The sequence below is a fragment of the Pseudomonas sp. AB6 genome (genome assembly GCF_034314105.1).
Taxonomy (GTDB): domain Bacteria; phylum Pseudomonadota; class Gammaproteobacteria; order Pseudomonadales; family Pseudomonadaceae; genus Aquipseudomonas.
Genome location: NZ_JAVIWJ010000001.1, coordinates 1,684,396 through 1,703,340, shown reverse-complemented (window position 1 = coordinate 1,703,340; position 18,945 = coordinate 1,684,396). Strand labels below are relative to the sequence as shown.

General features: G+C 54.8%; 12 protein-coding genes. 3 read left to right on the top strand and 9 right to left on the bottom strand.

The genetic code is table 11. The features are described 5' to 3' along the window. Window positions 1-14: 14 nt before the first annotated feature. From RGW60_RS08185 to RGW60_RS08170, 4 genes are all read right to left on the bottom strand, one after another. The gene (locus tag RGW60_RS08185; RefSeq protein ID WP_322203663.1) at window positions 15-1,673 is read right to left on the bottom strand and encodes a bifunctional protein-serine/threonine kinase/phosphatase; all 1,659 of its coding nucleotides are present in this window, start codon (window positions 1,671-1,673) and stop codon (window positions 15-17) included. 7 nt (window positions 1,674-1,680) lie between these two features. Continuing rightward, window positions 1,681-2,892 carry a nitrate/nitrite transporter gene (locus RGW60_RS08180; RefSeq protein WP_322203661.1) on the bottom strand — a complete coding sequence of 404 codons (1,212 nt, stop codon included), beginning with the start codon at window positions 2,890-2,892 and terminating at the stop codon, window positions 1,681-1,683. A 341-nt stretch (window positions 2,893-3,233) separates the two neighbouring features. After that, complete coding sequence (locus tag RGW60_RS08175) at window positions 3,234-3,809, bottom strand: ANTAR domain-containing response regulator (protein WP_322203660.1); 576 nt, start codon at window positions 3,807-3,809, stop codon at window positions 3,234-3,236. Window positions 3,810-3,823: 14 nt separating this feature from the next. Next, a complete protein-coding gene (locus tag RGW60_RS08170; RefSeq protein WP_322203659.1) occupies window positions 3,824-5,035 on the bottom strand; it encodes a CmpA/NrtA family ABC transporter substrate-binding protein in 1,212 nt (403 codons plus the stop codon). A 152-nt stretch (window positions 5,036-5,187) separates the two neighbouring features. Between RGW60_RS08170 and RGW60_RS08165 the strand changes: the two genes are divergently transcribed. After that, window positions 5,188-6,213: a quinone-dependent dihydroorotate dehydrogenase gene (locus RGW60_RS08165; protein ID WP_322203657.1), complete on the top strand. Its 1,026-nt coding sequence runs from the start codon at window positions 5,188-5,190 to the stop codon at window positions 6,211-6,213. Window positions 6,214-6,354: 141 nt separating this feature from the next. Here RGW60_RS08165 and rmf read toward each other — a convergent pair whose 3' ends face one another. Further along, window positions 6,355-6,570, bottom strand: coding sequence for a ribosome modulation factor (gene rmf, locus RGW60_RS08160; RefSeq protein ID WP_080290409.1), 216 nt, complete (start codon window positions 6,568-6,570; stop codon window positions 6,355-6,357). A 588-nt stretch (window positions 6,571-7,158) separates the two neighbouring features. Here rmf and rlmKL point away from each other — a divergent pair. Further along, window positions 7,159-9,435, top strand: a complete 2,277-nt coding sequence (rlmKL, locus tag RGW60_RS08155) for a bifunctional 23S rRNA (guanine(2069)-N(7))-methyltransferase RlmK/23S rRNA (guanine(2445)-N(2))-methyltransferase RlmL (protein WP_322203655.1) — start codon at window positions 7,159-7,161, stop codon at window positions 9,433-9,435. Between the two features lie 68 nt (window positions 9,436-9,503). On the opposite strand, the gene dacB is transcribed toward rlmKL, so the two are convergent. Further along, window positions 9,504-10,973: a D-alanyl-D-alanine carboxypeptidase/D-alanyl-D-alanine-endopeptidase gene (dacB, locus tag RGW60_RS08150; RefSeq protein ID WP_322203653.1), complete on the bottom strand. Its 1,470-nt coding sequence runs from the start codon at window positions 10,971-10,973 to the stop codon at window positions 9,504-9,506. A 344-nt stretch (window positions 10,974-11,317) separates the two neighbouring features. Here dacB and RGW60_RS08145 point away from each other — a divergent pair, with 344 nt between their 5' ends. After that, window positions 11,318-11,662 (top strand): YggL family protein, encoded by a 345-nt coding sequence (locus RGW60_RS08145; protein ID WP_322203652.1) that lies wholly within the window; start codon window positions 11,318-11,320, stop codon window positions 11,660-11,662. A gap of 74 nt (window positions 11,663-11,736) precedes the next feature. Here the strand turns inward: RGW60_RS08145 and RGW60_RS08140 are convergent, their stop codons facing one another. The 3 genes from RGW60_RS08140 to RGW60_RS08130 form a co-directional block, all read right to left on the bottom strand. Continuing rightward, window positions 11,737-14,697 (bottom strand): HD domain-containing phosphohydrolase, encoded by a 2,961-nt coding sequence (locus tag RGW60_RS08140; protein ID WP_322203651.1) that lies wholly within the window; start codon window positions 14,695-14,697, stop codon window positions 11,737-11,739. 96 nt (window positions 14,698-14,793) lie between these two features. Further along, complete coding sequence (locus RGW60_RS08135) at window positions 14,794-15,267, bottom strand: GNAT family N-acetyltransferase (protein ID WP_322203650.1); 474 nt, start codon at window positions 15,265-15,267, stop codon at window positions 14,794-14,796. Between the two features lie 22 nt (window positions 15,268-15,289). Then, window positions 15,290-18,940 (bottom strand): transporter substrate-binding domain-containing protein, encoded by a 3,651-nt coding sequence (locus tag RGW60_RS08130; protein WP_407074127.1) that lies wholly within the window; start codon window positions 18,938-18,940, stop codon window positions 15,290-15,292. Between the last annotated feature and the right edge of the window lie 5 nt (window positions 18,941-18,945).

The following is an 18,945-nucleotide window of genomic DNA, read 5'->3' as shown; positions in this document are numbered from 1 at the left end:
AATCCCTCAGGGGATCACCGATGCAACATCATCACAACCACTACCAAATTCACCAACAACGACACTAACGCCACGGTCCTCCAGACCTTCAGCGGTTCTCGCTCCAGCAGTGGGCGCGGACGGGTATTGGCAGGGTTTAACTCCGCTTTTTCGAGGTTTATTAACCACTCTTCGGCGGTTTCATAGCGCTGCGCCGGGTCGGTTTGCAGGGCTTTGCTCAGGCAATGTTCCAGCCAGTCCGGCACGTCCGGTCGGTAGCGGCTGGCGGGTACTGCGTTGCCGAAGCGCGGGTGTTGAAACGCTTCGATTTCGCCGTAGGGGTAATGCCCGGTAAGCAAGAAGTACAACGTCACCCCGGCGCTGTACAAATCCTGTTGCGCGCTGGGAGCGGCACCGCCGAACGCCTCGGGCGCAATGAAGCTCGGAGTGCCCGGCAGATCGTTAGCGGTGTCCACCGACAACCCTGGACAAAAAGCCAAGCCAAAATCCAGAATTCGCAGGTCGCCGTTATCGTCGAGTAGCAGGTTTTCCGGCTTGATGTCGCGGTGAAAAATGTTGCGCCGATGCAACAAGCCCACGGCACGCAACAAGTGGGTCGCTACGCCTTGCCATTGAGCCATTGGCAGCGGGCCATGGTTACTGAACAGCTCTGCCAAGGTCTGGCCGGGGTATTGGCGCATCAGGTAATACAGGTGCTGACGTTCGGTGGCGGTATGAACTTGCGGGAAGTATCGCCCCGCGACCCGGCGTAAGAACCATTCTTCCAGCAACAGGCTTTGCTCGGCGTTAGCTTCGGCATGACGGCTGGCGGGCAGGGTTTTCAACAGCCAGGGTTGCTGCTGCCGATCACGCACCCGATACAACAACGACTGTCGCGACTGCGCGAGCAGGGTTTCCACCTGCCAGCCCTCGAACAGCTGGTCCGGTCGCAGGACAGGGGGCAGCGGCCATTGTTGCAACTGGACCAAGGTATCGCCGAGGTTATCTTCACCCAAGCCGTCGACTTGAATCAGCAGCGCGCTGGCGTTGTCCTGACTGCCCGCCAGGTGCGCAGCGGCGACCAAGGTGTTGACTGCGCTCTGCAGGTCATGTTGCTCGCGCAGAATCGAGGTAATTGTGGCGTCACCCAAGGTCGCCCACACACCGTCGCTTAGCAGCAACCAGCGTTCACCCTCGCGCAATTCCCCGTCCAGGTAGTCCATGACCAAATGCTGATCAAGCCCCAGCGCGCGCTTGAGCACATGCTGCATCTCGGGCTGATCCCAGACGTGGTCTTCGCTCACTCGTTGCAATTGGCCAGCATGCCAACGGTAGGCTCGGCAATCGCCAACGTGGGCGAGGGTAAACCGGCGCCCGCGCAGCACTAATGCACTCAACGTAGTGAGTAACCCGTTGGCTTGCAGCCAGCGATTTTGCGCCAGCAGCAAGCGGTCCAGGGACTGTGCAACGCCCCAGGTTTCAGGCGTTGCGTAGTAATCCAGCGCCAATGCCTGCAAGGTCGAGCGCGCCGCCAATCCGCCATCGACGCACTGACTTACCCCATCGGCGAGGGCGAACAAGTAACCCTTGCTCGCGGCCAGCGCCGGCATCGGAGTTATCTGACGGCTCGCGTCCTGATTCTCGGCGCGAGGACCGTTGGCGCTGAAATGGGCGAAACTCAGTTGCAAGCTCATTGACCGGTTATACCCGAGCAGCGGTCACAGCCGCCGAACCCCAAGTGGTTCTCCAGCGACGCTTAACGTTGTGCAAGCCGAACCAGGCCAAGACGCCCAGGCTGGCAAATAACCACAAGCCCATTTGATAGCCGCCGGTGTTTTGTTTGATTGCACCCAGACCCGCCGCCAGTAGAAAACCACCGACGCCGCCTGCCATGCCGATCAGGCCGGTCATGACACCGATCTCTTGACGAAAGCGTTGAGGTACCAATTGAAACACTGCACCATTCCCCGCGCCAAGGCCAAGCATCGCGGCAACAAACAGCGCCAGCGCGGCCCAGGAGCTTGGCAGGTTGAAGCCAACAGCAGCGATGCAGACTGCGGCTACGCCATACATGCCCGACAAGGTCCGAATCCCGCCAAAACGGTCCGCCAAAGCGCCGCCCAAAGGGCGCATCATGCTGCCGCCGAACACACAGGCTGCCGTGTAATAACCCGCTGTTACGGGGCTCAGGCCGTATTGATCGTTGAAGTAGCCGGGCAGGGCGCTGGCCAAACCGATGAAGCCACCAAAGGTCACTGCGTAAAAGAACATGAACCACCAAGTGTCGCGGTCACCCAACGCTTTTGAGTAGTCGGCCATGGATTTAGGTTTTGCTCGCTGTGGTGAGTTGCGCGCCATTAAGCTGAAGGCGATCAGAACAAGTGCCAGTGGGATCAATGCAAAACCGAAGACGTTGGTCCAACCAAATGCCACGGCCAATGCCGGCGCGATCAGTGCGGCGAACACGGTGCCGGAGTTGCCTGCACCGGCGATGCCCATCGCTTTGCCTTGATGCTCTGGCGGGTACCATTGTGAAGCTAGCGGAAGGGCGACAGAGAACGAAGCGCCAGCCATTCCTAGGAACAAGCCCAGCAACAGCGCTTGCTCATAGCTGTGAACCCCCAGTTGCCAGGCAGCAAGCAACGCGCCAATTACGATGACCTGGCCCACGATTCCGGCGGTCTTTGGCGACAGTTTGTCCGCCAACAGACCCATCAGCACTCGCAAAAACGCGCCGGCCAGAATCGGCGTAGCAACCATTAAGCCGCGTTGTTGAGTGGTCAAGTGCAAGTCCGCGGCGATTTGCACCGACATTGGGCCAAGCAGGTACCAGACCATGAAGCTCAGGTCGAAATACAGAAAGGCTGCGAACAGCGTTGGTCGGTGACCCGCTTTCCAGAAGCTTGCATTCATAGAACACCTCATCTGCATACAAAGAATCGCGGCCTATGGGCCAAAACGCAAAAAACGCCGCTACCCGATTCGCCTGAGCGAGAAGGGAATGCGACGTCTTTGTCGTGTAAGGGGTAACCGCCTTTGGCTACCGGTGCGAGGATATAAGCAAGTTGCGAGCCATAACGACGATCCAAGGTGGCGAGCTTTTGCGCAATGAAGGGCAACAAGGTCTAAAAATATTCAAATAGATATCAACTAAGAAACCGAATCGCCCATTTTCGAGGGTTATGTAGCTGATCACTGCCAGACGCGCTCTTACTGAGTTATCTTTCCATTTCAGTCGCTTATAGGGCACGTTTCTACCCCAGTAACTCACTCATTGCGATGATTTGCTCAGCCACCTGGATAAGCTTTTGCTGACGGCTCATGGCTTGGCGACGCATCAGGGTGTAGGCCTCTTCTTCTTTACAATTCTTCATCTTCATCAGCAGGCCCTTGGCTAATTCGATGCGCTTGCGCTCAGCCAGCTGCTGATCCCGTGCCTGTATCTGGGCACGAAGTTCCTGATCGCTCTCAAAACGGGCCATTGCCACATCCAAAATCGGTTGCAGGCGCTGAGCGAGAATGCCTTCGACGATGTAGGCGCTGACGCCGGATTTTATTGCTTGGCGCATTACCAGCGGGTCATGTTCGTCAGTGAACATCACAATGGGTCTGGGCTGATCACGGCTGACGAGCACCACTTGCTCCATGACGTCGCGGCCCGGTGATTCGGTGTCAATCAGAATTACATCGGGTTGAACTGCTTCTACCCGGGCGGGCAAGTCAATAATCAAACCGGACTCATCAATGACCTCAAAACCTGCCTCTATAAGGGCGGCCTTGAGGCGACCTACTTTCTTGGGCGTGTCGTTTATCAGCAGGATACGCAGCATGTTCGCAGGCTCCTTCAACGACGGATGAAAGTGGGGGCAGCATCAACCAGCGCATGTAGTTTGAAACTGTGGGCGTATGCCGTCGGGTCACTGCCATCCCAGATTTTTCCATCGATCAGTTGGCTGCTGCGCATGGCCGACTCAGGTACCTTGACGCCCACTGCCTCGGCGGCCTGTTCGTAGAGCTCTAGTCGATGCACCTGAGTGGCGATCGCCACATAATCAGGTTCTTCGCGCAGCAAACCCCAGCGACGGAATTGCGTCATGAACCACATTCCGTCCGACAGGTAAGGCATGTTTACCTCGCCAGCGCCGTGGAAGCGCACCGCGTGGTGATCGTGCCATTCATGGTTGAGGCCGTCTGTGTAATCGCCCATCAACCGCGGCTCGATATGGCCCACTGGCGTATTCAAGTAGTCGCTGCCGCTGAGCAGTTGAGCGGTGCTACGTCGATTTTCGTCGTTTTGTTCGATGAACTTGCTGGCTTCGAGCACCGCCATTACTAGCGCGCGGGCGGTGTTCGGATTTTGTTCGACAAACTCCCGGGTGCAACCCAGAACTTTTTCCGGGTGATCCGGCCAGATGGCCTGAGTAGTTGCAAGGGTAAATCCGAGCCCTTGATTAACCGCGCTAGCACCCCAGGGCTCGCCAACGCAAAAGCCGTCAATACGCCCGGCCTGCAAATGCGCGACCATTTGCGAAGGAGGCACCACAACGCTGTCAACGTCATTCAAGGGGTGGATGCCCTGACTTGCCAGCCAGTAATACAGCCACATAGCATGATTGCCAGTGGGGAAAGTTTGAGCGAAGGTCAGTTTTGTACGGCTTTGGTGCACGCGTTTGTCTAATGCGTCAGGACTGACCACGTTGGCTTCTTTTAGGGCCTTTGAAAGATTGATGCTTTGTCCGTTTTGATTCAGGCCCATTAGTACCGCCATGTCGACCTGGCCGGTGCCGCCGATCCCCAACTGTACGGCGTAGATCAGCCCATAGAGGCTGTGGGCAGCGTCTAGTTCACCGTTAACCAACTTGTCGCGTAGATTGGACCACGATGACTGCCGTTTCAGGTTCATCGTGAGTCCATAAGGTTGACCGAATCCCTGAGTGGCAGCGACTACCAGCGGTGCGCAATCAGTCAGGGCGATAAAGCCTAAGTCGATAGTGTTTTTTTCCGGTGCATCGCTGCCTGCGACCCAATCCAGAGCGTTATTAGGTGATTTATTCATAGCGCGTCTCTTTATTCATACGCGTCTTGAAGCAATGCATATGCCACTCTCGGCGCGAGCGTCGGCAAACATTGCGGCATGTCTCGCCTCCTATGCCGGGTCCGTCTATAATCTCGTCCCTGAATTCAGCCGCTCACGAGCCACTCCCGCCCATGTATAACCTGGCCCGCCAGTTATTGTTCAAACTTTCCCCGGAAACTTCCCATGACCTGTCGCTGGATTTAATAGGCGCGGGTGGGCGGTTGGGTCTCAATGGGTTGTTAAGCAAGGCGCCTGCGCAGTTGCCTGTCAGGGTGATGGGTCTGAACTTTCCGAATCCGGTTGGCTTGGCAGCGGGGCTGGACAAAAACGGTACGGCCATCGTTGGTTTTGCGCAGTTAGGTTTTGGCTTTGTTGAGGTCGGTACAGTGACGCCACGCCCTCAGCCTGGTAATCCGAAACCACGAATTTTTCGTTTGCCTCACGCCGAGGCAATCATTAACCGCATGGGGTTTAACAACCTGGGCGTCGATCACCTGATCACTCGCGTCAAGGCCGCTCGGTACGGCGGAATACTCGGAATCAACATCGGCAAGAACGTTGACACGCCCGTCGAGCGGGCCGTGGACGACTACCTGATCTGCCTGGATAAGGTCTACGAGCACGCGAGTTACGTGACGGTAAACGTTAGCTCGCCTAACACCCCAGGCCTGCGCAGTTTGCAGTTTGGAGATTCGCTAAAACAATTGCTCGAAGCACTGCGCCTGCGCCAGGAAGACCTCGCCATGAAATACGGCCGCCGTGTTCCGCTGGCGATCAAGATCGCACCGGACATGACCGACGAAGAAACTGTTCTAGTGGCCGCTGCGTTAATTGATTCGGGCATGGACGCGGTGATTGCTACCAACACTACGCTCAGCCGCAAAGGGGTGGAAGGCATGCCCTACGCCGATGAGGTCGGTGGACTGTCGGGAGCGCCGGTTCGCGAAAAAAGTACCCATACGGTCAAGGTTTTGGCAGGGGAACTGGCTGGACGATTACCAATCATCGCCGCGGGCGGGATTACCGAAGGCAGGCATGCTGCGGAAAAAATCGCGGCAGGGGCGAGTTTGGTGCAGATTTATTCTGGTTTCATTTATAAAGGGCCGGCGCTAATTGGGCAGTCGGTTGATGCGATTGCGGCAATAAATCGCCGCTGATCAGTAGTGCGAGGTCAACGCCGGATAAAAATAGGGACTCCTGAGAAGGAGCCCCTGGGCGCAAGCCCGCCGCCCGGATGGGGCGTGCATGTTTAGTCAAATGTGCAACATATTTAAAAAATCTGGTCGGAGTGTGCCTGGTTAGCCGACCGCATGAAGTTCGTTAAGTCTGTGGATGCCCGCAGTGCCGGTCATACCGTCCCAGTTGTCGCCGCGTCCTTCTCGCCAGCCATTGATCCAGGCTTGGCGTACTGACGGTAGAGTAAAGGGGCAAAGCTCACGGGATTTACCATGAACACCAAATTGATATCCGCGTAAAAATGCTCTTTCCAACGGATCACGCTTAAGTCTTCTCATAGGGTATTGCCCTCGTCTGTTGACTGTTATGTCCCTGGAGACCTCATGTCGAGGTCGGGCAGAATCTTCTGCCGTGAGTACCCGCTGCCGGCGTCGCGGGCTTAGGGCTGTCGCCATTGCGGTGACAACCTGTGTTGAGTTCTAACGAATGCGTAAGACGCTGTGAATGACCGTTTTGTCATAACAACGTAACGAAAAGGGTGTTCGGGCCATAAGCAGCCCAGTTGCTGGCACTGTATTTTTTCCACAGCCCCCCTGAACCGAGGCTTTGATTGGGAATGGGAGGCGCTTTTATCGTTTAAAAGATGTCGGATCGACGCCAATTTTTAATCGACGAAGGGTCACGAAATATAAGGTATTGCTGCAACGTTTTAGTTTTCGCTGGGTCGACGCAATCGAATCTATTGGTAAGCGGACGACGCGGTTTATCTGATATACAGCAGTACTGCCTTGCGAATGAATTCGTTTCTGCAGGGTGGATCGGCACAATTTGTGTGCCTGGCAGGCGTTCTCCAAGAAAGGCGCTTGTTTAAAATCTGGTGAAGCAACGCGTTGCTCACCGCTACTCGCCAAAGGCGTTGGATTATCATGTCGGACCGTTTTGAACTCTTCCTTACTTGTCCCAAAGGCCTGGAGGGCTTGCTCGCTGAAGAAGCGACTGGGCTTGGTCTAGAGGAAACCCGCGAACATACTTCGGCCATTCGCGGCTTGGCAGACATGGAAACTGCCTACAGGCTGTGCCTCTGGTCGCGCTTGGCTAACCGCGTGTTGCTGGTCATCAAGCGTTTTCCCATGAAAGACGCCGAGGATTTGTATCACGGTGTGCTGGACGTTGAATGGGAAGATCACCTGGACGCCGAAGGCAGCCTTGCGGTGGAGTTCAGCGGAAACGGTTCGGGGATTGATAACACCCACTTTGGTGCATTAAAGGTCAAGGATGCGATCGTTGACAAACTGCGTACGCCCTCAGGCCTACGCCCGTCGGTGGATAAACTCAATCCGGACTTACGCGTTCACCTGCGCCTTGATCGCGGCGAAGCTATTTTGTCGCTTGATCTGTCCGGGCACAGCCTGCATCAACGTGGTTATCGTTTGCAGCAGGGGGCCGCACCGCTGAAAGAAAACCTTGCGGCGGCGATTTTGATTCGTGCCGGTTGGCCGCGCATCGCTGCTCAAGGCGGGGCGTTGACTGACCCGATGTGCGGCGTCGGAACCTTCCTGGTGGAAGGTGCAATGATCGCGGCGGACATCGCGCCGAACCTCAAGCGCGAACGCTGGGGCTTTTCTGCCTGGCTGGGGCACATTCCGGCGACATGGAAAAAACTGCACGACGAAGCACAGGCACGGGCTGACATCGGCTTGGCCAAGCCACCTTTGTGGATTCGTGGTTATGAAGCTGATCCCCGTTTGATCCAGCCTGCGCGCAATAACATTGACCGCGCGGGTTTAAGCGAATGGATCAAGGTTTATCAAGGTGAAGTCGCGACTTTTGAGCCGCGTCCTGACCAGAACCAGAAAGGTCTGGTGATCTGCAACCCTCCTTACGGTGAACGTTTGGGCGATGAAGCCAGCCTGCTTTATCTCTACCAGAACCTTGGTGAGCGTTTGCGTCAGGCGTGCCTAAATTGGGAAGCTGCGGTGTTTACCGGTGCGCCTGACCTGGGCAAGCGCATGGGCATCCGCAGTCACAAGCAATACGCGTTTTGGAACGGTGCATTGCCGTGCAAATTGCTGCTGATCAAGGTGGTGCCCGATCAATTCGTCACTGGAGAGCGCCGAACGCCCGAGCAGCGTCAGGTCGAGCGCGATCAGGTTGAAGCTGACGCCAATGAGTCAGCCGAAGTCGAGGCACCGGGTAAATATGAGAAGTACAACAAGAATGGCAATCCGATTAAAACTCCTGAGCCAGTCGTTGAGCAAGCGCGCCTGAGCGAAGGCGGGCAGATGTTCGCAAACCGCCTGCAGAAAAATCTCAAATTGCTAGGTAAGTGGGTGCGTCGTGAAGGCATTGACTGCTACCGCGTTTACGATGCCGACATGCCGGAATACTCTCTGGCTATCGACCTCTATCACGACTGGGTACACGTTCAGGAATACGCCGCGCCTAAGTCGATTGACCCGGAAAAGGCCTCGGCACGTTTGTTTGATGCCCTGGCAGCCATTCCCCAAGCGTTGAACATCGACAAGAGCCGTGTCGTCATCAAGCGCCGCGAGCGTCAGAGCGGCACTAAGCAGTACGAGCGTCAAAGTGCCCAAGGCCAATTCCGCGAAGTCAGTGAAGGTGGCGTCAAGTTGCTGGTCAATCTGACGGATTACTTGGACACTGGGCTGTTCCTTGACCACCGTCCGATGCGCATGCGTATTCAACGTGAAGCGGCAGGTAAGCGTTTTCTCAATCTTTACAGCTACACCGGCACCGCCAGCGTGCACGCGGCCAAAGGCGGAGCACGGACCACCACCAGCGTAGACCTGTCGAAGACGTATCTGGATTGGGCGCGGCGCAATCTGTCGCTCAATGGCTTCTCAGATAAAAACCGACTTGAGCAGGGCGACGTCATGGCGTGGCTGGACGCGAGTCGTGATGAATATGACCTGATATTTATTGATCCGCCGACGTTCTCCAACTCCAAGCGTATGGAAGGGATTTTCGACGTGCAACGAGATCAGGTGCAGCTCCTTGATTTGGCGATGGCGCGTTTGGCACCTGGTGGCGTGTTGTATTTCTCTAACAACTTCCGCAAGTTTCAGCTCGATGAAAACTTGAGCGAGCGTTATTCCGTGGAAGAAATTACCGCACAAACCGTGGACCCGGACTTCGCCCGCAACACCAAGATCCACCGGGCTTGGCGCATTACTGCGCGCTAAGTAATCGTCGCCCCATCATCTGGCTGAATGGGTCAGGTGTTGGCGCGGCCCGGCGGCTTAGCGGACCATCAAGGCCGTTGCAGTGAGATCGAGGTATTGGCCAATTTCGGTTGGCGATACAGATCAAGCAGTACGGTGTCTAAAACGGACGCCGTACCTCCGACTTGCGATCCATTGAGAATTGCCACCACCGCCCAAGTATTGCCATTACTGTCACGGCTGAAGCCTGCAATGGCCCGCACATTGTTCAGGGTGCCGGTTTTGATATGTGCCTCACCACGCATTTGCGTAGTTTTCAGACGTTTGCGCATGGTGCCATCAACCCCGGCCAGCGGCAGGGAGCTGATGTATTCGGCGGCATATGGGCTCTGCCACGCTGATTGGAGCATCTGCGCCATTTCTCTCGCGCTGACGCGTTCGGAGCGGGAAAGGCCTGAACCATTTTCCATGACCAAGTGCGATGCGATGATGCCTTTCTTGGCCAGCCACTGACGAATCACACGTTGCGCAGCCTTGGCGTCGTCCCCATCGGCTTCGTTGCGAAATTTCGCCCCCAGGCTCAGAAACAATTGCTGAGCCATGGTGTTGTTACTGAATTTATTGATGTCACGGATAATCTCAGCCAAATCCGGCGAATAGGCCTTGGCCAGCAATCGAGCGTTACTGGGCACTACTTCTTCGCGGTCCCTGCCCAGAATACTGCCGCCCAACTCTTGCCAAATGGCACGCACCGCACCGGCGGTATAGGTCGGGTGGTCCAGCAATGACAGGTAGGTCTGAGAGCTACAGCCCTGCCCAAGTTGGCCACTGATAATCACGTCGATGCTGCCATCGACCCGAGGGGTCGGGGTGTAACGGACGTCGCCAGTGCAAGTGTCAGACGCCAGCGCCTTGACCTGGTTGTCGAGATGGATGCTGGCAATTGGAGGCTCTACGGACACCATCACTTTGCCCGCGTCGTTATGTGCAATAAAGCGTAGCGCTTTGAGATTGACCATCAGCGCGTCGGGCTTGACCAGGAATGGTTGGTTTTCGTCATTGCCGTCATCGTTGAACACGGGCAACAGCGGCCGTATGAAATAACTGCGATCCAGCACCAAATCCCCCGTGACCTGCAGCACACCGTTAGCGCGTAAGTCGCGCAGCAGCAGCCAGAGCTTTTCCATATTTAATTTAGGATCACCGCCGCCTTTAAGGTAGAGGTTACCGTGCAGGACGCCGTTACTTACGGTGCCGTCAGTAAAAAACTCAGTCCTCCACTGGTGGTTCGGGCCAAGTAATTCCAGTGCGGCATAGGTCGTCACCAGCTTCATGGTCGACGCCGGGTTGACCGAAACATCAGCGTTGTAAACTGTAGCAATGCCCGGTCCGCTGAGCGGCAAAGTGACTAAGGAAAGTGCGTCGTTTCGAAGTTTGGCGGCCTGCAGGGCCTGTTGAACTTTGGGCGGGAGCGAGGTGCTGATCGGGGCGGCGGCGGCGGGCATGGCCAAGGGAAATAAAAGACTGACTAATAACAAGGGGCGAAAAGATTTGATCATTGGAAATAAAGCCCTACTGCTGAGAAGGGAAATGAAGAGGGCATGGATGGATTCCCTCGTTGATAGTGATGTGTCGACGTAAAGACGGCGATTCAAAATGCTGCTCCATTGACGGTCGATGTGTCAGCAGAATGGACCACCTCGGCGCCGGAATGGGCGGTATTATGCCCCAGCCTGGGGTGAGTTGTGCCGATGAAACACCGTCCATTCGGCAATTTTTCTTCGATAATTCGCTATTTTTTTGGCCTTGAGCGACCTCCCGGATGAACATCCAGCACTGAGGCGGGCATTTAGTCGTCCAAGCTGGTAGAGTGCCGCCCGTTATTACTTATGAGGATTGTTCCATGGCCACTAACCGTTCCCAGCGTCTGCGCAAAAAACTCTGCGTTGATGAATTCCAAGAGGTTGGTTTTGAACTCAACCTGGACTTCAAACAAGACCTGGATGATGAGGCTATTGATGCCTTCCTCGACGCATTCCTGACGGAAGCCATGGATGCCAACGATCTGAACTACGTTGGCGGTGAAGACTTTGGTCTGGTGTGCCTGAAGAAACGTGGCTCTGTTAACGCAGAGCAGCGTGCAATAGTCGAAGGGTGGCTCAAAGCCCGTAGCGAACTGACAGAAGTGACAGTCAGCCCGTTGATCGACGTTTGGTACCCGGAAAAGGCGATCAATCCGGTTGCCTGATCAACGCTGATACATAAAGCAGGCTCAATGCCTGCTTTATTCCGAAGAGCGCAATGCCTTCGCGATCTTCCTGTTTAATTCCTTGATTCCACACCCGCTTTTTTCAATAGACTCGTTTTATCGACGGCATCGATTTGCTGTGGCTGTAAAAAGCTTTCCGCATAGCGCTGAAAAATATCCGCTTGAATGAAGAGCTCGAACAGTGGCGGATCAATGTGCTCGTCGACACACATCTGAGCCATGATCGATAGCGCCTCACTCAGGCTTTTACCTTTTTTGTAAGGCCGGTCGGCGGCGGTTAGCGCTTCAAAGATGTCAGCGATGGCCATCATTCGTGCGGCGATGCTCATTTCGGCGCGCTTCAAGCGTTTGGGATAACCTGTGCCGTCCATTTTTTCATGGTGGCCGCCGGCGATTTCTGCAACGCCTTTGAGGTGTGCAGGGAACGGTAGACGACTTAGCATCAGTATGGTTTGCACCATGTGATGGTTAATGATGTAGCGCTCCTCATGGGTTAACGTGCCACGACGAATGCTCAGGTTATACAGTTCGCCGTGATTGAATTTGTACCTAGGTACATCCAGTTTAAAACCCCAGGGGTTGTCAGCGGGTATATCTTCGGCCTCAGCCCGTTCGATAAGGTGCTCAGGCCGGTCTGCCAGCAAGGTCTCTCTTGCAGGTAGCGCCGTAACAGGCTGACGGGACTGGCGGTTGTTCTCCTCCCAGGAAACGCCGATTCTGTCGTCCAGCGTACGCATCCAGCTGCGGGCTGCAATTTGCTGCAAGCGATGTAAATCCGAATCGTCCATGGCCTCTGCCCCAAGATTACTGCAAGCGACAAAACTGAAGTCGTCATCGAGTTCGGTCAGTTCGACGTCCCGGGTAGTTGCCAGCTCAAGCGAGTCACCACCCATTGCCAGTCCTTGCCAATAGGTGATCCAGGCGTCGCGTTTCAGCACCTCGAAGCGAGTGCGAATTTCATGAATGCGGTTGTGTAAGGTTTCAAGCTTGGTGGCTTTGTCGACCACATATTCGGGCGTGGTGACTTTGCCGCAATCATGCAGCCACGCGGCGATATGCAAGGTTTCCCATTCGTCTTCGGTGGGGTGAAAGTCGAGAAATGCCGGTTGTTGGCTCGCAGCGGCGGCGCGTGCCAACATGAGCGTCAATACCGGAACGCGCTGGCAATGGCCGCCGGTGTATGGGCTTTTAGCGTCGATGGCACCGGCAATTAGCTGGATGAACGAATCCAGCAGCAGTTTTTGGCGCGCCTGAAGGCGTTGGCTTTCGATACATATTGCCGCCGCCCCGGAGACCGCCTCGGTGAATGCAACCCGCTCTGGGCTGATTTTCTCCAGATCCGAGCGGGTTCCGGTATCTGTATGGATCAGATTTAGAACACCGATAGTTTCTCCATGCTGATTGCTCAGGTGAATAGCCAGTAGATGAACTCTAGGCGCCTCGATGGCCTGCATCAAACCTTGCAGATCATCGGCTTGCTCGAAACCCAATGCGACTACGGTGCTGCTTTTGCCTGTAATTAGCTGTTGCAGCCAGCCTGGCAGTTGACGATTGTTTAAATCATGGGCGCCTATGCCGTAGCGCTGCGGTTCGTTTTGAACGCCGAGCACGATGAGGCCGCTAGGCTCCAGGTATCCGCTTTCGCTATTGACCAAGTAAATCAAACCCGCTTGGGCTTGATTGATCGTCACGGTCTCGCAGAGAAGCTTTTGCAGCAACGTATCGAAATGAGTTTCGGCAGACAGGCTGGCGGTGATTCGTAGAAAACTGACCAGCGTTGCCTTCATCCGCGCCATAGACAAAGACAGTTGGTCGACTTCCAGCACTAACGATCGATGACTGGCCGGATGAGTAAAATCGAAGCCGCGAATCGCATCGGCTTCGCTTACCAGTTCTCGTAACGGTTTGACCATGATGCGTGAAATCACCCAGCCGAGCGGCAAACACACCAGGAGGGTGGTCAATGCTACCAGCGCCCCTTGCCATCGCAGCCGGATGGCGTCAGCCAGCAGCTCATCTGCGGGCACTAACATCGCCATTTGCAACCCGGATGAACCTCCCTCACTTAGTGGACTATGGGCGACTATCCATTCGCGATTGCCTGCTGTCAGGCGTTTGGAGTAATCGACACCCAATTGAAATAACCGGTTAAGCGCCGGGCTTAGGTCTTTGGCTTTGGCAAGGTGGGCCGTACCGCTTTCGATAATCAACTTCGAACTGTCAGGGTAAGCCACAGCATTGCCATCATTGTCGAACACCACCACCTCGGTACTGGCGGTGGCCTTATGCTTGGCCAACGTTGCAGACAGCGCATCAAGCGACAGGTCTGCTGCGATAACACTATCTGTGCCGCTACGACGGGCCAACGTAGTGCCCAGCACGTGACTTGAAAAAAAGACATAGGGTTCGGTGGTGATCTGATCAGTGCCTTCGCGGGCTCGCTTAAACCACTCCCGGTCACGCGGGTCGAAGCGTTCCTTAGGGTTTTCGTGCTTGTTGATCAAGTGCAGTGCAGCGTCGAAAAACAGCGATTGCGACCGTGGCAAGGGGTTGCCGGTGATGTGTTCGATACTCCAAACCTGGTATGAAGCGTTCGCCGGTGACTGGACGGACTGTTTAGCGGTGTCAGTTCGCAAAGGTCGGACCATGAAGAAGTCGCCATTGTTATAGCCGAGGTACAACGAAGCCAGATTGGGATCGTCCTGCAATGCCTGTGTAAAGGGCTTGAGCAATGCCAGCCTTTGTTCCAGCGTGGTGGCGTAGTTTAAATCGTAGGCCGCCAACAAGCTGAGCAGTTGGCGGATCGGTTGATAAGTGCGATTGATATCGGCTTCCACATCTTGGGCGATAGCGCTGAACAGAGTCTCACTGCTGGAAAGAATGATCTGCGAAGTCTGCCGGTAATTGAAGATGCCCAATACGACACCGGTAAACAGTAGCAACACGGTAAACATGAGGCTGATATGAATATGCAGGGGGAGCCGGCGTTGGTCAGGCAGGAGGTTCCGAGGCATCGCAATTCTCTCCTTAGTCGTGCGCTGCATAATTTTTCAGCATAGCCAAGTGTCACGGACATCGCCCGAATAGTGGCTAAATGATGATTTTTCTGATTAATCCAACTGCTTGCCCATGGTTATCTCATACGGAATCAGTCCACAAGAATGATAAAGCGCCTGGGCCGCCTTATTGTGGGCGAAGACATTGAGCTCCAGACAATCGACATCGTTGGTGCGAGCCCAACACTCAAGCATGCTCATCACTTCAGTCGCGTGGCCGCGACGCTGCGCTCTTGGGTAGATTTCCAAGTCATAAATAAACAATGTCTTGGCACCGTATTCCATGTGGGTGCCGAACCAGAGCACGCCAATGGCTTCGCCTTCAGTGGAGTGCAACGTAAACAAGTAGTGATTCGGCGTGTTGACCCCCTGTGGAAGCAACGTGTCCATCAAGCAGCTTTGTTGCAATGGAGTCAGGTCGGGCGGTTGCTTGTAGGTCAGTTGAATATCGTTGGCATACCCGGCGCTGGAGTGCGCCGCATAGCCACGAAATTGCTCGGCATTCATCTCGATCCATTGGGTGGTCATGTTCAATTCCTTTTGTTGGGGCTTAATAAGCGTCTATCTGTTGCAGGTAAAGGTCGTGTTCCAGTTCTTTCATTGCGGCGTTAATCGCGTTTCGATGCCCTTCGATGATTGCCTCTGACGCCCCTTGAGCACAGGCGTCCTCTAACTTTTCGCAGTGTTCAATCACCTCTTGTGCCTGGATGATCATTGCTGCCCCTTTGATTTTATGGGCCATTTCACTGAGGCTTTGACGATTGTCAGTGTTCCCAATCGCCGCCAACTCCATGCGATCCTCTTGGCTGCTGCTGAGCAATTGCGCCAGTAAACGACGGATCATGTGCGGCTTGCCACCCGTCAAAGCCTGGATGCCCTCGACACTGAATGCCGCAGTGCCGGTTTTGATGGACGGTGCCGATGACTTCGAACGACCACCTGGTTTTACGTTGGCCAGTGCTTGATTGAGTTCGTTCAGGCTGACGGGTTTGAATAAACAACCATCCATTCCGGCATCCCGACAGCGTTGGTGCTCCTCAGATTGAGCATTGGCGGTAAAACCGAGAACGGTACAGGGCTCAAGCGCGAACTGCTGTTCATGGGTACGGATGGCGCGGGTCAGGTCATAACCATTCATAACCGGCATGTTGCAATCGGCCAGAACCAGATCGAACTGGCCATCAATCCAAACTTGTAGCCCATCCGCGCCATGTTCTGCCGACTGAAAAAGGTGCCCCAGAAAGCCTAGTTGTTGACACATCAATAGTCGGTTTGCTGGATGATCATCGACAATTAGAATGTTCAGCGGCGTGCTGATTTCAGCGATCTCATCTCGCCGTTGCGCGGGAGTATGGAGCGGTTCCAGGGTGGTCAGCGTCAAGGCAATCCGGACCAATGTGCCTTGACCTGGCTGGCTGCTCAAACTCAACTGTCCTCCCATCATTTCACACAGACTGCGGCAGATAACCAGCCCCAGTCCCGCGCCGCTTCTGGCCAAGTGCCCGGAATTATCAGCTTGAGCGAAGGGTTGAAACAATCGATGTTGATCTTCTTCAGTGATGCCAATTCCGCTGTCCTGGATCAGCAATTGCACATGCAATACATGAGCGTCGGAACGGTCCTCTACGATCACGCTTATTTTGACTTGGCCCTGCTCGGTGAACTTGATGGCATTACTGAGCAAGTTTGAAAGGATCTGCTTAAACCGTAATGGGTCGAGCAGAACGTCGACATTGATACGGCTATCGAGGTCGAGCAGCAGGTTCAGGCTTTTTTGTCGGGCGAGGCCGTCAAATACGCGTACCACCGACTCCACCAACTCGCGTAGATTCGCCCGTTCAGGACAGAGGCTCAGGCGGCCAGATTCAATCCGGGCGATATCTAGAATGTCACCAATCAACTCCAAAAGATCGCGGGCAGACGTGTAGGCCACCTCAATGGCAGGTCGGTCCAGATGACCTTGATCGGCCCTTTTTAGCGCAAGTTCGAGCATGCCAATGACCGCATTCATGGGCGTGCGAATTTCATGGCTCATGGTTGCCAGGAAGGTCGTTTTGGCTCGGCTGGCGGCGTCCGCCTGATCCTTGGCCCAGCTCAGGTCTTCCATCAATTGGCGGCGCTCGCTGATATCGATCCAGCCGCCGATGACGCCCTGGACTTCTCCGAGCGAATCGCGAAAAGGCAAAATCCAGTGGTAGATGGTGAGTTGCTGGTCGCCGATCTGCAATGCGCGATCAAGAATCAACGAAGTACCTTCCGCCATTACCCGATGATAATCAGCGGCGAACTCCCGCGCCTCGAATGCATTGCTCAACCCGCCGTCCATCACATTCTTGCCTATAACGTCTTCACGCTTAGCCGAAAATGCGGCCAGGTAGCTGTCGTTACAGGTTTGCAGCAACCCATCACGGTCACGGACATAAATAGGGTGCGGCGTGCCATTCAATAACGTACGCATGAATTCAAACTGATCATTTAATGCACGCTCAGCCACTTCGCGCTTTTTAATCTGGCGGCGCATGTAGGCATTCCACGCCAGTGAGCCCAGCAATAACAGCCCAGTGCCGATCACGATCTGATAAATCAGCTCATGGTAATTACGCCAATAACCGCCACTGGGAGGGACATAAGCCCGCCATCGGTTGTTGATTATTGCCAAATCCTCAGGAGCAATGCTGGAGAGCGCCTTGTCGAGAATCGAGCTGAGTTCTGTTGCATCACGTGCGGTGGCCATCGAAATACGGGCTTGGTCGTCACCGACCGTGGCGCTCATCTGCAATTTATCCTCGAACAATTGTGAGGACAAAAAATAGTTAGCACTGGGCAGCGAGACAACCGCGCCTTGGACTTGCTGCTGAGCAAGCATGTCCAAGGCCTGAAAAGGATTGTCTGTTTCCACCACCTGAATGCCAGGGTGTTCTCGCCGAATAAAGGGTAAGGTCGGACTGTCTTGAATAATAACCAGTCGTTTGCCGTCGAACTGATCCAGGCGAACTGGGCTATCAGGCTCTTGGCGAGTGACCAGAACGAATGACGTGTCCAGATACGGGCGAGTGAAGCTGAATCGGCTTTCCCGCTCATCGCTGGGGATCATTGTGCCAATGATATCCGCTTGACCTGCACTGACCTGTTTCATCATTTCGGCCATGCTTGGAACGCGTTTGACCTCGAAATTCAGCCCTGTCCGGAGTCTGATCAAATCAAGTACGTCAGCGGTAATTCCTCGAAAATTACCGCTGGCGTCCAGAAATGTGAGGGGCGCATAGGCCTCGTTAATGAGGACATGCGCCACTGGATGTTGTGCAATCCAGCGCTCTTCACGCTGGGTTAGTTGTAATTTTTGGTCCGTGAGGAGCAGATCGGTGCCCGCATTCCAACGTTTTGAAATACTTACCCGTTCGACGATAGGAATCGCTTTGAGCACTTTATTGACGATATCCAATAACTGGGTATCGTCGTCGCGCATGGCAAAACTGAAGCCGTCCGCCTCATGTTTACCAAAACTAGCCATCTGGACGTTGTTCAGATAGCCCTTGTTAATCAGGTAATGGGTTGAAATTGTATCGCCCAGAAAAACATCTGCCTGATTGAAAGCGACTGCATTGATCGCGCTTTGAAACGATGGGTAGATCTGCAAGAGCGCGTTGGGGTAGAGCGCTTTGACTTCCTCGCGCGGCAGATAGTGATAAACCATGCTTACCCGCATGCCTGCCAACCCCTCAGAAAGGGGGCGAGTTTCTCCCGTGCGGGTAACCAATACAGGTTGGTCAACGGCGTAGGGCAGGGACAGCGTGAGGTGCTTGCCTTGCGCTTCAAAACCATTTGCGCTTCCGAGCAGGTCAATCTGTCCTTCGGTTAAAGCCTCAATTGCCGCCTCTCTGGATTCAAAGCGCAAAACCTTAATCTGCATATCCAGTGCGTGAGCAAGAATGCCAGCGTAATCAGCCGTAAACCCTTCGTAATCGTGACCAGTGAGTGTCATGTCGAACGGCGGATAGTCGGGAGCTGAGGTCCCTAGCCTCAGCTCTCGTTTGTTTTGCAGCCATTGCCATTGCGCCCTGTCGAGCCGGGTATCCATATGGCTTGGGCTAGAGCGGCTTAACAGCCCGTAATTCTGAGGCACAGGATTGGCTGCCTGCGCGCTGACACTCAAGCACATGCAACCGAAAAGCTTCATATAGTCCATTAAGTGCTTCGACATCCGGT

Bases quoted from the DNA above. Each gene is read 5' to 3' on its own strand.
- RGW60_RS08185 (WP_322203663.1), bottom strand. From the start codon at position 1,673: ATGAGCTTGCAACTGAGTTTCGCCCATTTCAGCGCCAACGGTCCTCGC.
- RGW60_RS08180 (WP_322203661.1), bottom strand. From the start codon at position 2,892: ATGAATGCAAGCTTCTGGAAAGCGGGTCACCGACCAACGCTGTTCGCA.
- RGW60_RS08175 (WP_322203660.1), bottom strand. From the start codon at position 3,809: ATGCTGCGTATCCTGCTGATAAACGACACGCCCAAGAAAGTAGGTCGC.
- RGW60_RS08170 (WP_322203659.1), bottom strand. From the start codon at position 5,035: ATGAATAAATCACCTAATAACGCTCTGGATTGGGTCGCAGGCAGCGAT.
- RGW60_RS08165 (WP_322203657.1), top strand. From the start codon at position 5,188: ATGTATAACCTGGCCCGCCAGTTATTGTTCAAACTTTCCCCGGAAACT.
- rmf (WP_080290409.1), bottom strand. From the start codon at position 6,570: ATGAGAAGACTTAAGCGTGATCCGTTGGAAAGAGCATTTTTACGCGGA.
- rlmKL (WP_322203655.1), top strand. From the start codon at position 7,159: ATGTCGGACCGTTTTGAACTCTTCCTTACTTGTCCCAAAGGCCTGGAG.
- dacB (WP_322203653.1), bottom strand. From the start codon at position 10,973: ATGATCAAATCTTTTCGCCCCTTGTTATTAGTCAGTCTTTTATTTCCC.
- RGW60_RS08145 (WP_322203652.1), top strand. From the start codon at position 11,318: ATGGCCACTAACCGTTCCCAGCGTCTGCGCAAAAAACTCTGCGTTGAT.
- RGW60_RS08140 (WP_322203651.1), bottom strand. From the start codon at position 14,697: ATGCCTCGGAACCTCCTGCCTGACCAACGCCGGCTCCCCCTGCATATT.
- RGW60_RS08135 (WP_322203650.1), bottom strand. From the start codon at position 15,267: ATGACCACCCAATGGATCGAGATGAATGCCGAGCAATTTCGTGGCTAT.
- RGW60_RS08130 (WP_407074127.1), bottom strand. From the start codon at position 18,940: ATGTCGAAGCACTTAATGGACTATATGAAGCTTTTCGGTTGCATGTGC.